The organism is Flavobacterium piscisymbiosum, assembly GCF_020905295.1.
GTDB lineage: Bacteria > Bacteroidota > Bacteroidia > Flavobacteriales > Flavobacteriaceae > Flavobacterium > Flavobacterium piscisymbiosum.
Genome location: NZ_JAJJMM010000001.1, coordinates 2324801 through 2339456 on the forward strand (window position 1 = coordinate 2324801; position 14656 = coordinate 2339456).

Genomic DNA, 14656 nt, shown 5'->3' on the forward strand with positions numbered 1-14656 from the left:
ATCTAGGATTAAAGCCACCTTAGCCCCAGAACGTTATGCCTGATTTAACACATTTATGATAAATAACGGCTTATAATTCTGACTTTTATAAATAGTATTTTTAACAAAACTTTAGAATTAAAAACTGAATTCGTATATTGTTGTGCTAAAATTAACTATGCCAGGTATATACATTTTAATATATCTCTTTCAAACGTTTGTCAGTTTATTTTTAATAGAAATCATCTAGATTATGAAAAAATCATTAATGCTTTTCATTGCATTCTTAGCTTTTACAGCGTGCTCAAAACATCAAGGGAAAAAAAATATTGCTATTACTGGAATAGATTCCACATTGCGGCCTGGTGATGATTTTTTTAAATATGTAAATGGCAAATGGTACGATTCTGTATCAATACCTGCATCTCAATCCGGAGTTGGTGCCTATATGTTTATGAATTATCCACAACGAATGCGCCTGCAAGGAATATTAGACAGTATTTCGCAAAGCAAGAATTCAGCAGGAAGTATAGCACAAAAGGTGGGAGACTTTTATGCATCAGGTATGGATACTGTAACCATCGACAAACGCGGTTATACACCTATAAAACCGTTACTTGCCAAAATTGAAGCAATTAGCGATTTGCCGTCCTTAATGAACTTTGTTGTTAATGAAGAAAAAGTAAACAATTCTTCTATTATAGGTTTTGGAGTGGGACCTGATGATAAAAATAGCAGTATGAACATTGCACAAATTTATCAAACAGGTATTGGTTTGCCTGACAGAGATTATTATTTGAAATCAGATTCATCAACTGTTGCCATACAGAAAGCGTACAAAAAATACCTTGCTGCATTATTTCAGCAAACAGGCAGCAATGCTCAAGAGGCTAACAAGAATGCTAATTTGGTTTACGATATAGACAAACAACTTGCCGTTTCGCATAAAACAAAAGTTGAACTTAGGGATGTGCAGGCAAATTACAATAAAATGGCTGTGACAGATCTTGTAAAAAAACATCCTAACATCAATTGGACTACTTTTTTAAATACTTTAGGTGCTCAAACAGATTCTATTAATGTGGGACAGCCGGCCTATTATGATGCCCTTAATAAGCTTTTAAAAACCATTCCTATTAATAATTGGAAAATTTACCTAAAAGCAAATTCTCTTGAAAGATATGCAGATGATTTAAGTAAGCCTTTTGCAGATGCCTCATTTGAGTATACCAAAGTACTTTCTGGTCAGGCTGTTCAAAAAACACGTGGAGAAAAAATGGCTAATGTGCTTGATACGTACTTAGGTGAAGCATTGGGTGAATTGTATGTAAAGAAATATTTTTCGGAAGATGCCAAAAAACGTATGTTAGTTCTGGTGAATAATTTACAAAAAGCCTATGCCAAAAGAATTGATAAATTGGAATGGATGAGTCCTGGCACGAAACAAAAAGCTAAAGAAAAATTGGCAGCCATGACTAAGAAAATAGGATATCCGGATAAATGGAAAGACTATAGTAATGTACATATAGCCAGAAATACCTATTTTGAGAATATGGTTTCGGCCTCTAAAGCTGAATATCAATTTCAATTGGCAAAACTGGGCAAACCAGTCGATAAATCAGAATGGTATACTACAGTTCCAACAGTTACAGCATATAATAATCCTACCGCAAATGAAATTGTTTTTCCTGCAGGTATTTTACAGCCTCCATATTTTGATAATGATGCAGATGATGCACTAAACTACGGCGGTATTGGAATGGTTATAGGTCACGAAATAACTCATACTTTTGATGATCAGGGTGCTCAATATGACAAGGATGGTAACTTGAAAAACTGGTGGACAAAAGAGGATTATGCAAAGTTTAAATCAAGAATACAACAGGTTATCGATTTGTACAGTACCTATACCGTTTTAGGAGATTTACATATTAATGGCGCAATGACAGTGGGCGAAAATACGGCTGATATTGCCGGAATAGCAGTTGCTTATGATGCTTTTAAAATGACCGAACAAGGAAAAGGGAATATAAAAATTGATGGTTTTACTCCAGACCAACGCTTCTTTATTTCTATAGCCAAAATATGGAGAGTAAAAATGAAAGACGAGTTCCTGCGTTTGTGGATTAACAATAATCCGCATTCTCCACCAAATTGGCGTGTTAATGGTCCTCTAATGAATACTACACCTTTTTACGAGGCATTTAATGTAAAAGCCGGAGATAAAATGTTTGTACCGAAGAAAGACAGAATAACAATTTGGTAATTTCGTTCTTCGAAGTGTGACCATGAAAAACTGCGCAAATGTTTCTGACTTTGCGCAGTTTTTTGTTTCTTGGAAACGGTATTTTTTATAAAAGGCTCTAAACTTTTTGCGCTGTAATTTAAACCAAAAAAGCTTCAGATTTCTCTGAAGCTTTTCTCTTAGTAGCAAGAAGCATTCGAATATCTAGCCAGTTTATCTTAGATCATTACGGTATTTTGAAATGTGCATCTTAATTTTAAATATTATGATAATTTGTTTGTAGAAAAAAATTAGCCACTCTGCTTTGAACTATAGAACGATTGAAATAATTTGAGTAATTTGCAAATTATAAAATGTAGATGGTGAAGGGGAATGTCTGTAATATGTTGTGTTCTTAAAAAAACACGAAAAATCCTGTTATAATACTACTGTTTTACTATATTTGTTTCTAACTAAACGGAAGTTTTTTTACAGACTGACGTTGCTGGAAATTAACATATAAAAACTAAAAAAAACATGAGACTTAGCGATGATTTTAAATTTTGGAGTACTTTAATAATTGGTTTAATTGGTGCATTAGCCTGGCTACCTATTATTCTTGAAAATTTAAAAGAGCAAAAAATTGAAGGTAAAATAATTAGTTCGTACAATAATACAAACAAAGATAAAACTCAAATATTTTTTTTGTATAAATTATCAATTGTTGCTACAAATAAAGACTTTTTATTAAAAGATATCGATTTAAAAATAAAATTTAAATCAAGTTCTGAAATTATTTCAACTTCAAGAAATAATAGAATAGTCGTTTTCAATATTGATGGTAATTTCAAAAAGCTAAATGTTCCAGACAATACTTTTTTGAATAACTTAAGTATTCTAAAAAAGGATTCTCCCGAAGTAGGTTATTTGTTTTTTTCTGTAGATTATTGTAAAGACGAACCTATTGACTATGTAGAATTTAAATTTATTTCATTTGATAACAAAAAGGAGAAATCAATACGTTTTACAAATGAGGAGATAAAAAACGAAAAATTACTATTTGACGATAGTATTTGGACTGATTTTGATATGAATACTAATTAAAAATAAAGGAATTTATATCTGAAAAACAAAATAAAGGTAAATCAAAGAGTTTTTATCCCTCCTGCTGCCGCGAACGTCCCGCTCGTGAACGCAACGAGACGTTGATAAAGAGGATTAAAACAAAAAAAGCTCCAGATTTCTCTGAAGCTTTACTTAGTAGTTCGCCGTGGCGAAGACTCGAACCAGTGTCCGCCGCGGCGGATGTAAGCCCGGCGAGCTGAAATTTATTCCATAAAAAAAGCTCCAGATTTCTCTGAAGTTTTACTTAGTAGTTCGCCGCGGCGAAGACTCGAACCTGTGTCCGCCGCGGCGGATATGATCCCGACAGTTTAGATTTTTAAAATAAAAAAGCTCCAGATTTCTCTGAAGCTTTACTTAGTAGCGGGAACAGGACTCGAACCTGTGACCTTCGGGTTATGAGCCCGACGAGCTGCCTACTGCTCTATCCCGCGATGTTTCGGGTGCAAAGATAAGCACTAAATACGGTTATGCAAAGAAAATTGTGAATTATTTTTAAATCGATGGAATTTTGTTGTAAATATCTAAAATATAACGGTTTAAATATGTAGAATGTAAAGCTTACATTTTATAGTCTAATAATTCTATGTAAGGATCTCCTTTTAAACCTAATAAAAAAGCAAAAGCAGGCTCTGTTTTGTAACCATTTTGTTTGAGCCTGATAATCTCTAATCTAAAATTTTCACCTTTCGATTGCAGAATTTGATACTCAATAATCATATGCTTATATCCATTTTGATTTTTGGTTGGAATATTTTGTCCAAAAACTTCGATTTCAAAATCATCAATTCTAAAATTTGCAATCACAGATTCTTTATTGTCAATTACTGTTTCTCTGATGTTGAATTTAGTTTGTTTTCCAAAAAGCAAATTCAGTTTTGCTGTAAAATCAGTTTTGTTTTTCCAGTAACAAATAATATCAAGATCGCTGTTTTCAATATCGATATCGATTGGGATTGTGCCAACCAGAATAGGTTCAAATTCAGCGAGATTCGATAAAATCTTATTTTGAGTTAAGATCTCAAAAGCGCGAATTTGTTTTTGATTTCCCTTTTTTAAATATTCAATAGTACAAAAGTCTATCATTTTATGTTTTACTTGCTGTAATTTTTCTCTTCTTTTATCTCGTCTTCAATCCTTTTATTAATGTTAATTTTAGCATTAGTAAAAACAAAAATAGTGGCTTTGTATTCCCGCGCATATTTATTGGTTATTTGTCCTGCGATAATAGAAGATTGAAAGTAGGGGCTTGTTTCCGCAAATTCAGTACTATTTTCTTCGGGATTTTTAATTCTGATCAGGTTTTTGTACTGGATATTCAGATCAAACCAGTTCACGTAATCAGCATTAAAAGAAACTGCTTTTATTCCTTTTTTAGTATAATAATTTATTGCTCCGGCTTGTCCATAATTATCGCAAAGTACAATCGTTTCTTTCTTATTTGGAATCAAAGCATAAACTGAATCTGTTTTTCGTGCGAGTTCCTTCCAGCCCAACATATCAGCGAAATCCTGCGGCAAATCATGGTCTTTTCCGTCTTCCCAACGCAGCATTCCCAATTTCTTATACTTCTCAGGATTTTTTATGAAATACTCCGGACTTTTATTAGGGAAAGTCAGATTGTACATCGGAATAAAAAACAATAACGGAATGATGATAAAAACCGGTTTTAAATACTGTTTCCAATCGTTTTGTAGAATTTGAGAGAGAAAAGCAGCGCCAAAAGCAATGTAAATAGGATAGAGACCTATAGCATAATATGCTTTGGCTTTAAAATAAATAAAGATAACAAGCGTGAAAACTAGTGATGCAAAAAAGAATTTATATCTCGCAAAAGGTTTGTAAAATAACAAAGCATACAAAGCAGCAATAATAACAAAGAAAGAGCCTATAAAAAATAATAATTGTTCTTTTAGAAATCCTAATCGGTCTACGTTTACCAATTGTGTTTCGGACAGTTCTTTCATATGATGTACGATCGGAAACTGATTATTGTATTGCCACAATAGATTGGGTAAAATCAGGATTAATCCTAAAATCAAGGCAAAGTATAGTTTTTTTTCGGCAAAAACTTTTCTTTGGCTGGATAACAAAAGTGCAGGTAATAAACCAATTAACAGAAATAGAATATTGTATTTGTTGAGAAATCCAAATGCAAATACAACAGCGCCTATATAAAACCATTTAGGTTTTTCTGTTGAAATATATTGAATGATCACATAATAAAATCCTGTCCAGCACAATACATCTAAAGAGTTTGGCTGATAAAGTGTATTGAGTCGCAATAATGTTGAAAACAAAATGCAAGTCGCTCCTAATACTAAAGCATATAAATTGCCTTTTAAAACTTCGATAGTTTTCCAGACAACCAAAAGTGTCAGAGCGCCGAAAAGAGCAGGGAAGAACTTCACCCAGAAAACAGAATTGCCTAATAAAAATATAATATAAGAAATCCATGAGGTAACTGGTGGAACAGATAAATAACCCCAGGCCAAATGATGTGCCTGATCCAGATGCAGGTATTCATCGCGCTGCAAATCGTATTCAGGACTTATTAATACATATTGCAAAACAAATTTTAGAAGGATAAACCCAATCAGGATTATTGTTTTTTTGGTCATGAAGATTTGGTTTGTAGTTGGTTAATGGTGTAGCTAATATATAATTTATTTTGAATGTAGAATAAGACAGATTTCTTTGGTAAATGTTACAAAATAAAAAAGCTCCAGATTTCTCTGAAGCTATTATTAAAATTCAATATCGTGAATTGAAGTTGTTTTTTTGGAATTTAGATTTTTTTTAAAGATTATTCCTCTAATGCCTCTTCAAATTCCATGTGGTCGATTTTTTCAACTTCGACAGGTTTAGAAGCTTTTAGCTTGTTGAATCTTTCTAATTGTTCCGTTTCTCCTTCTTCACCGCTGAAGTAAGGGAAGACATCCATAATTGGAGATTCAGAAACAGCCGGAATCGAATATTCGCCCATCGTGCTTTGCATGATATGAAGTGTGTTGTCGTAAGCTTCTCTTACATCATTTGCCTGCACTAACATATACATGTTCGTTTTTCTTTCTTTACCGCTTTCTTCATCATAAGCCAATAAAGAAACTTTCGATTTAAACCAACGGTCAGCATTTTCAAAAGGATGAATTTCGGCATAATTCGCCACTTTTATATTTGTGATTTTAAATTCTTCACTTATATAAGCTGCCATCTCTTCGTTAATTCTTTTTTCAGCTTCGGTATAGGATAAAGCGTCAACCAAATAAGGTTCTGTTAGCACTTTTTGTCCTCCCGTTTCGTCTGTCTTTCTATATTTTACTTTGCATTCGTACCAAGTTGCACTCATCTCTATTATTTTTTTAAGGATGTCAAAGATAGATTTTACAGGAAAATAAATTCTTAAATCCCGAAATAGATATTCACAATTTTGAAGGGAGTTTAGGAATCTTTTGATTATTAGTGATTTAGTTTTTTAAAGGTCTGTGGTTTTTACTTTGATTAAAATAATAAAGAGGATAACAAAATGATTTACTCAAAAAATATTTTTGCATATATTTGAAATATGAGTATCAATATGAAAAACATTGCCATTAGAAGCGCCAAAAATAGCGACTTGCCTAAGCTTGCAAAATTTCTACAAGTTCTTGTAGATGCAGAACGCCCATTTGACCCAACTTTAAAGACGGGAGAAATATTTTACTACGATATACAGGAACTTATATTAGATCAAAAAACAGAGGTTTTGGTTGTTGATTATAATAGCGAAGTTATTGGATGTGGATATGCTCAAATTCGGGAAGCAAACGAATACGAACAACATGAAGTATTTGGTTATTTGGGGTTTATGTTTGTAGATGAGGAGTTTAGAGGAAAAGGAATTAGTAATTTATTACTTAATGACCTTAAAAAATGGATCTTAAATCAAGGAATAAATGAGGTTAGGTTACAAGTTTATGACGAAAATGAATCGGCTGTCAGGGCATATGAAAAAGCGGGTTTCAAAAAACTAACTACAATGATGCGTTGCAATATTGGCTAAGACTTGATTTGGTATCGAATCTTTTTTACAGAGGGAATTTCGGGATAGCAATAATGAATTTCGGGATGCACATTATCCTTTGGGTAGGCTTAACTTTGAGTAAATCAAAATAAATTAGTTATGAGTTCTACCACTTCAAAATTCGAAAAATTATTAAATGGTTCTAAAGAATATGGAAATGTGAACCACCAACCCGACTCTAGTAAAGAGATTCAGATTAATACACCTGAGAAAACAATGCCTTTTTCAGATCAAATCGGGAATTATCAGCGCAATAAAGCAATTCCCTCAAAATCATATAAAGACAGTAAAATTTATATTGTAGGAAGCGGTATCGCAGGAATGGCGGCTGCTTATTATTTTATTCGCGACGGTCATATTCCGGGCGAGAATATTATTTTTCTCGATCAGTTGCACGTAGATGGCGGATCGCTGGATGGTGCCGGAAATACTACAGATGGTTATATCATTCGTGGGGGTCGTGAGATGGATATGACGTATGAAAATCTTTGGGATATTTTTCAGGATATTCCGGCTCTCGAGTTGCCTGAACCTTACAGCGTGTTAGACGAATACCGTTTGGTAAATGATAATGATCCTAATTATTCAAAAGCGAGATTAATTCATCAGAAAGGACAAATTAAAGATTTTAGCAAATTTGGACTCGATAAAAAAGATCAGCTTGCTATTATTAAACTGCTGCTTAAAAAGAAAGAAGATTTAGACGATATCACCATCGAAGATTATTTTAGTAAATCCTTTCTCGAAAGTAATTTTTGGTTCTTTTGGCGCACTATGTTTGCTTTTGAAAACTGGCATAGTTTATTAGAATGTAAATTATATATGCATCGTTTTCTGCACGCAATAGACGGAATGAAAGATCTTTCGTGTTTGGTTTTCCCAAAATACAATCAGTATGATACATTTGTTACACCACTTAGAAAATTTCTTCAGAGCAAAGGCGTGCAAATCGATCTTAACACGCTGGTGAAAGATTTAGATATTCATAGTGATGTAAATGGTAAAGTAGTCGAAGCCATCATAATAGAAAAAGAGGGCAAAGAAGAAAGAATTCCTGTAGGCAAAGAAAATTATGTAATTGCCACAACAGGTTCAATGACCGAAGATACTTTTTACGGAGATAATACAACGGCTCCGGCCATAGATTTAAACAAGAACAAAAGCGGAGAAAGTGCTGGTTGGAAACTGTGGAAAAACCTGGCAGCTAAATCACCTGTTTTTGGGAAACCGGAAAAATTTTGTGGAAACATCGAAAAATCCTCTTGGGAATCTGCGACACTTACTTGTAAACCTTCTGCATTTACAGAAAAAGTAAAAGAGTTGTGCGTAAATGATCCTTATTCAGGCAAAACTGCAACCGGAGGAATAGTTACAATTAGCGATTCAAATTGGTTGATGAGCTTTACTTGTAACAGACAACCGCATTTCCCTGATCAGCCGGATGATATTTTAGTGATTTGGGTATATGCCCTTTTTATGGATAAAGAAGGTGATTATGTCAAAAAAACAATGCCGCAATGTACAGGTAATGAGCTTCTGGAAGAATTAGCCTATCATTTAGGGATTATTGATCAAGTAGATAATATTATAGAAAATACAATTGTTCGCAGTTCATTCATGCCGTATATCACATCTATGTTTATGCCAAGAGCAAAAGGCGATCGTCCGCAAGTAGTTCCTGAAGGTTGTAAAAATTTAGGTTTGGTAGGACAATTTGTAGAAACCAATAATGATATTGTATTTACGATGGAAAGCTCTGTGCGAACTGCCAGAATTGCGGTTTACGAATTATTGAATCTAAACAAACAAGTACCGGACATTAATCCGCTGCAGTACGATATTCGTCATTTGCTTAAAGCAGCACAATCCTTAAACGATTATGAACCCATAGTAGGAGAGGGACTTTTAAGAAAATTTCTAAAAGGAACCTATTACGAACATCTTCTGGTAGAAAATGCAGAAGATCCACAAGATCATGAATCCTTTTTTACAGAGCAATTAAATAAATTAAAACACTGGATAGGAGGAGTCAGAGATTAAATAAAGACACACTTTTGTATTCGAAATAATAATTCAAAAAAAAATGACGCTAAGGTTTTGCTTAGCGTCATTTTTTATACTATTTAGCTGTTATTTTTTCTTAAATCAGTAAGTTTTATAGAGAAATATCAAAGGTTATTGCTTATTTTTATACGTAAATCAGTTTTTCAAGAACAATAATTTAAGCAATATTTATGCAGAATGGATCAATCTTACGATAAAATAAGCGATACATTGGCCTACTTTGAGGTAGATAATAATTTGCCCTATTATGTGTCTTCTGGCAAAAAGCAAATAGATTATCCTCAAAAACCTTTCAGGATGGATTATTATTCGTTGTGTATTTGTACAGAAGGAGATATCGTTATTGGTATAGATGGACAGCAGTATTATATTAGTCAATATACATTATTGCTTGCCAGACCGGCAACAATTATTGCTTTTCAGGATATTAGCGATGATTTTAAGGTGAAATTACTTTTTTTTGAAAAAGAATTTCTGCTAAAAAACATATCAGATCCTTTTATTATTGAGCGACTTACATTTTTTAAAGACAGATCTTACGAACTCATTCATCTCAAGGAGCAGGAAGCTAAAAAGTTGATTAAGCTGATGAAATACCTTGAAAATAAAATTAATGCAAAACTTAAGTTTAAAGATGAAATTGTCCGGACTATAATCTTTAATTTACTTCTTGAAACGGCTGAGTTTTTACCAGAAGAGAAACCACAAAATGATGTAGTACTTCATAATCCTAAAGAAATCTACTTTCAATTTCTGAGTCTGGTGATGGAAAATATAAATCAGCATAAAGGAGTCAATTATTACGCTCAAAAATTGCACATTTCAAACAAATATCTGATCCAGATTGTAAAGAAGGCTGTAGATAAAACCCCTCACGAAATCATCGATGCACATTTATTAAAAGAAGCCGTTGTATTGTTAGGAAATCCTGCGATCAATATAAGCGACATTGCGTATCGATTGCGTTTTAATTCAGTTTCTGCTTTTGGACGTTTTTTTAAGAAACATTCTGCTATTTCTCCTACTGATTATCGTCGTCTGCAAAATTTGTCGCATTAATAATAAAAGAAAAAAGCCTCAGATTTCTCCGAAGCTTTATTTTTTATAAATCAGTAAAAAAGATTTTCTAAAAATTAGTATTTACTTTTTTAGAACGATCTGCAATGTAGGACATTAGCCATGTTACTTGTCCGTCCTTTACAAAATAGATTTTCTTTCCTTCTAAATTTGGAATACTTTCCAGTAAGTTTGCTAGTATATTATTTGCAGAAATAAGGTATTTCTGGTCGTATGTGCTCAAAACTCTTGCCGCTTCTTTATTGGTTTTAGCAAGATTATTAAGCTTGTTGAAATTGTTTTTCAGGATCGCATCATAATCAATCACGTCTTGCAGAGTCAAAGGAATATAATGATCCTTTACGTTTTCGTTATAATATAAAGTTGCAAAAGCCCATACAGCACCTCCGGATAAATATATCTTTTCTTTCTTTAATAAAAGAGGATTGGCATCTAGCATCTCTTTGATCTTCTTGCGCAATACGGTATTAAAATCAAATGATTTTTCCTGATAGGTTGACATATCATTAACCTGGCTTTGATTTACTACTGTCTTTTTTACAGCATCTGTAAGTGTCATTGTACCAAAGTCAAGTTCCAAAGGTATAAACTCTAGCTTGTTATCTTCAAGCTCGTCAATGTATCCGCCTTTAGTAGTTTGTGCGCCAATATCAAGTAATGAAGCATTAGAATAATCAACAGGCGGGATCGCACCTTTTACTAGTATTTTAGCTTCCTCATCAACATTTATTACATCAAAAGTTTTGCTGGTTAGGGTGCTGATTTTATTTCTTAAAGCGTCAACGTTGCGGGCAGTTGCAAAAACGGGAGCGGCTACTATAAATACATTTGTTTCAGGAACTTTAAATTCCTCTCTTATTTTCTTCAATTGATCGACAACTATAATACTCGTTTTATTGATGTCATCCTGAGGAATTTCGCCAGAAGCAGCAATATGATCAGCAAGACTTATTCTCTCGTTCGAGAAGTAGAGAATCTTGTAGTCTGCTTTCTTGATATTATTGATCTCAAGCACCGAAGTTTTTATAGCTCTTCGCCCGATTTCAATTCCGACATAAAGATTTTTTTGAGAAAATGAATTGATGGAAAAAAATAAATTCAAAAGAATAAAAAGCAGGATTTGGGATTTGTTTTTTTTAAGCATTGGATTTAATTATGGTTATAATATAATTTTTAATAACGACTTTAAGATAATTATAGGTGGTATTTATGTGAAAGTCATAATTTTAAATTAAAAATAATGGGTTTCAATATGAGATTGCAAATTTATAAAAACATTTACGAACATAAACGCAGTTATTAAGAAAACATATTATTTAATTATTAAGGATTGTTTCGACGTTAATGATATGCGATTTTATGTTTTTAACGTGCTGAAATTGAGTAATAATATACAATTTGCATAACAGTCAGAGACGTTATGATATTTTCGTTTTTAGGTTGAATTTCTTCAAAAAGCAGCCCAAAGCCAGAGAGATTTGTGTAGTATTGACGATGAAAACCTTGCAGAGACGAGGTTTATTCCTTAATTCTGCTAAGTAAATTACGAGAATCTTTCTATCTTAAAATAAGCCATTTCTTCCTCATCTCTTATCAAATTATCTAACCGTTCAAATCCTGATTTTTGCAGCACATTTTGCGATCCGCTGTTGTTGATATCTGTTATAGCTACAACTTCTTTCGTATTTGTATTGGCAAAACTATATTGAGTTAGAGCCTTGCATACTTCTGTAGCAATACCTTTTCCCCAATATTCTCTACTAAGTACATAGCCAATTTCTATTTGGTTAGTATTGTGTACAAAAATACGAGCAACACACATTCCTATAAAATTATTATTTGTAGTATCGAATATCGCCCAACGACTAAGTTTTTTCTGTTCATAATTTTCAAGTAATTCATCAAACATTTCCAAATACCTTTCTGGTGAGACAACAGGAAGGTATTGAGTAACCTGATTGTCTTTAAAAAGATCTAAAAATGTTTGTTGTTCCTGAGGTAAAAATTCTCGAATAATTATTTTCGGGCTTTGATAAAGAGTAGACATGGATGGTCGTTAATATTTGATAAATAATTCAGAACTTTTTTACTAAAATATTAGCAGGGTTCTGTTTCGTAATTACAGCCAAATTTACAGAAAATAATAATGTAGAATAATTTTCTGCTCTTCAAGATATTCTATGATTTTTTATAAAAAGAAAATATTTGGGTTCTTCTATTTTACGAAAGACGATAAAAAGCAAATTGATTTAAAAACAAAAAAGCTTCAGATTTCTCTGAAGCTTTTTTTAGTAGCCCGTAGCGGAATCGAACCGCTCTTACATGGATGAAAACCATGCGTCCTAACCGATAGACGAACGGGCCTACTTTGCTATTGCGGGTGCAAAAATACAATCAATTTTAAAATACACAATAGTTTTTCCGAAAAACTTTTTTTGGTTATCCTGAAAATAGTACCGTTTGAGAGCTTCGTTCATAAACAGAATTGAGTTAATTAAAGTGTATTTGTTTGATTAATAATTGGTTGTTTTATATCTAAAAAATGGTTTTTTCTTCTTTTGCTAAAAGAAAAACTTTAAAATAATTTTAGATCTTATTGATAATTATTTGTTTTGAAAGAATATTTTTATGGTTTTGCTTTCGTTTTTTTAGCTGGTTTTTAAAAAATGCTCATAAAATCTATTGATATTTACTCAAATCTAGATTAAGGATATTACCTACTTTGCTAAACTCTTCATTAATCTTTGCATTCAGGATTAGTTGTTCATTTTTTATTGGATGATTAAAAATTAACTGATGTGCATGAAGCATCATTCCCTTCAATTCATAATTCTCCAGCCATAATTTATTTTGTTTGTTACAGCCATGTGGACGACTTCCTAAAATGGGATGAAAAATATGTTTGAAATGTTTTCGTAATTGATGCATACGTCCAGTTTCAGGAATCGCTTCTACCAAACAATATCGCGATGTTGGTTTATTGTTGAATTCTAACTCAACTTCGGCATTTTGCAAACGATGAAAGTATGTTATTGCATTTTGTTTAACGTCATCATCATTGGTTAAATCATAATCTATCGTTAGTTCTTCGGGTGACCAACCACGTAAAATTGCTAAATATTTTTTTTCGACTTCGCGTGTGGCAAAACGATCGTTCATAATTTTTAGAACTTCTTTGTCTAATGCAAATAACAAAATACCAGATGTTTTGCGATCTAACCTATGAATAGGATAAACGTGTTGGCCTATTTGATTTCTCAATTCCTGAATCGCATACACTTTTGCATCGCGTGCATAAAATGATTTGTGAACCAACAATCCGCTGGGTTTATTAATTGCGATAATATATTCGTCTTGGTAAAGAATTTCTAACATTTGGCAAAAGTAGAAGAGATTTCGATTAAAATCACTTTTATAATTTATTTCTATACTTTTCTCTGCAACTGGTTTTTTTAAAGTCGGAGATTCTGAGAGGTTTTCATTTTATTGTGATCTACAGAAAACAGTGAGGTTTTGTGTAGGAGTGACTTAACTTCCAGGAAGATTTGGCAAATTCGAAGAATAGACATAATTTAGTTTCAAGATCCGCCGCATTAAATTCAACCAAATGAAAAAAATAACTTTTGCACTACTTCTATTGTCAGTGATTTGCTATTCACAAAATCAAAAGATTGACAGAGAACCTTTCAAATTAGAATTAGTTGCTAATGCTGAGAATAATTATTCTGCTAATATTTCTAAATCTCCCTATTTCGTAAAAGAAAAAGTTCTCCAAATTTATCCTGGCGAAGAATTGAATATAGAAACTGAAACTAAAGGAGATAGTATTTTTTCAATGAGAGTAGTCGATAAAGTTACTTTTCCTGAAAAAACAATAAAATTAAAGTTTTTACAAAATGTAACTGATCGGAACAATACACAAATGATGCTTTCTGTTGTAAATCCTTTTGATAGAAAATTGATTTACGATGCAATGATATATACTGTTGATGGACAGCAATGGTCACCTACAAGTATTATTCCTATTCAACCAAAGTTAGTTGGTTATGAAACTTGGCCAGATGTTATCGTGACGATGGCTCTTGAAAAATGGAGGTTTACAAAATAATTACGGCAGTACATTGCTA

The 14656-nt window shown here is 32.6% G+C and carries 12 protein-coding genes and 2 tRNA genes; 6 read left to right on the forward strand and 8 right to left on the reverse strand.

All coding sequences use genetic code 11. The annotated features are described in order from the left end of the window. Positions 1–232: 232 nt before the first annotated feature. Positions 233–2245 (forward strand): M13 family metallopeptidase, encoded by a 2013-nt coding sequence (locus LNP81_RS10325; protein WP_230035569.1) that lies wholly within the window; start codon positions 233–235, stop codon positions 2243–2245. A 495-nt stretch (positions 2246–2740) separates the two neighbouring features. Further along, positions 2741–3307 carry a hypothetical protein gene (locus LNP81_RS10330; RefSeq protein ID WP_230035571.1) on the forward strand — a complete coding sequence of 189 codons (567 nt, stop codon included), beginning with the start codon at positions 2741–2743 and terminating at the stop codon, positions 3305–3307. Positions 3308–3686: 379 nt separating this feature from the next. On the opposite strand, the gene LNP81_RS10335 is transcribed toward LNP81_RS10330, so the two are convergent. The 4 genes from LNP81_RS10335 to LNP81_RS10350 all read right to left on the reverse strand — a co-directional run bounded on the left by LNP81_RS10335 (position 3687) and on the right by LNP81_RS10350 (position 6674). Next, a tRNA-Met gene (locus tag LNP81_RS10335) sits at positions 3687–3759 on the reverse strand. 127 nt (positions 3760–3886) lie between these two features. Then, a complete protein-coding gene (locus LNP81_RS10340) occupies positions 3887–4411 on the reverse strand; it encodes a DUF4269 domain-containing protein (RefSeq protein ID WP_230035573.1) in 525 nt (174 codons plus the stop codon). 8 nt (positions 4412–4419) lie between these two features. Further along, entirely contained in the window at positions 4420–5946 is a 1527-nt protein-coding gene (locus LNP81_RS10345) for an ArnT family glycosyltransferase (protein WP_230035575.1), read from the reverse strand. Between the two features lie 185 nt (positions 5947–6131). Continuing rightward, on the reverse strand, positions 6132–6674 hold the full coding sequence (locus LNP81_RS10350; RefSeq protein WP_230035577.1) for a DUF4494 domain-containing protein: 543 nt from the start codon (positions 6672–6674) through the stop codon (positions 6132–6134). A gap of 216 nt (positions 6675–6890) precedes the next feature. On the opposite strand from LNP81_RS10350, the gene LNP81_RS10355 reads away from it, so the two are divergent. The 3 genes from LNP81_RS10355 (at position 6891) to LNP81_RS10365 (ending at position 10511) form a co-directional block, all read left to right on the forward strand. Beyond that, positions 6891–7367 (forward strand): GNAT family N-acetyltransferase, encoded by a 477-nt coding sequence (locus LNP81_RS10355; RefSeq protein ID WP_230035579.1) that lies wholly within the window; start codon positions 6891–6893, stop codon positions 7365–7367. 120 nt (positions 7368–7487) lie between these two features. Next, positions 7488–9428, forward strand: coding sequence for an oleate hydratase (locus LNP81_RS10360; RefSeq protein WP_230035581.1), 1941 nt, complete (start codon positions 7488–7490; stop codon positions 9426–9428). 201 nt (positions 9429–9629) lie between these two features. Further along, positions 9630–10511 (forward strand): helix-turn-helix domain-containing protein, encoded by an 882-nt coding sequence (locus tag LNP81_RS10365; RefSeq protein WP_230035583.1) that lies wholly within the window; start codon positions 9630–9632, stop codon positions 10509–10511. A 67-nt stretch (positions 10512–10578) separates the two neighbouring features. Here LNP81_RS10365 and LNP81_RS10370 read toward each other — a convergent pair whose 3' ends face one another. The 4 genes from LNP81_RS10370 to LNP81_RS10385 all read right to left on the reverse strand — a co-directional run bounded on the left by LNP81_RS10370 (position 10579) and on the right by LNP81_RS10385 (position 13904). Next, on the reverse strand, positions 10579–11673 hold the full coding sequence (locus tag LNP81_RS10370; protein WP_230035585.1) for a Ppx/GppA phosphatase family protein: 1095 nt from the start codon (positions 11671–11673) through the stop codon (positions 10579–10581). A 399-nt stretch (positions 11674–12072) separates the two neighbouring features. Continuing rightward, the gene (locus LNP81_RS10375) at positions 12073–12576 is read right to left on the reverse strand and encodes a GNAT family N-acetyltransferase (RefSeq protein WP_230035587.1); all 504 of its coding nucleotides are present in this window, start codon (positions 12574–12576) and stop codon (positions 12073–12075) included. Between the two features lie 245 nt (positions 12577–12821). Further along, positions 12822–12893 (reverse strand) — tRNA-Glu (locus LNP81_RS10380). A gap of 315 nt (positions 12894–13208) precedes the next feature. Beyond that, positions 13209–13904: a pseudouridine synthase gene (locus tag LNP81_RS10385; RefSeq protein WP_230035590.1), complete on the reverse strand. Its 696-nt coding sequence runs from the start codon at positions 13902–13904 to the stop codon at positions 13209–13211. A 232-nt stretch (positions 13905–14136) separates the two neighbouring features. Between LNP81_RS10385 and LNP81_RS10390 the strand changes: the two genes are divergently transcribed. Further along, positions 14137–14637 carry a hypothetical protein gene (locus tag LNP81_RS10390; protein WP_230035592.1) on the forward strand — a complete coding sequence of 167 codons (501 nt, stop codon included), beginning with the start codon at positions 14137–14139 and terminating at the stop codon, positions 14635–14637. The last annotated feature ends 19 nt before the right edge of the window (positions 14638–14656 follow it).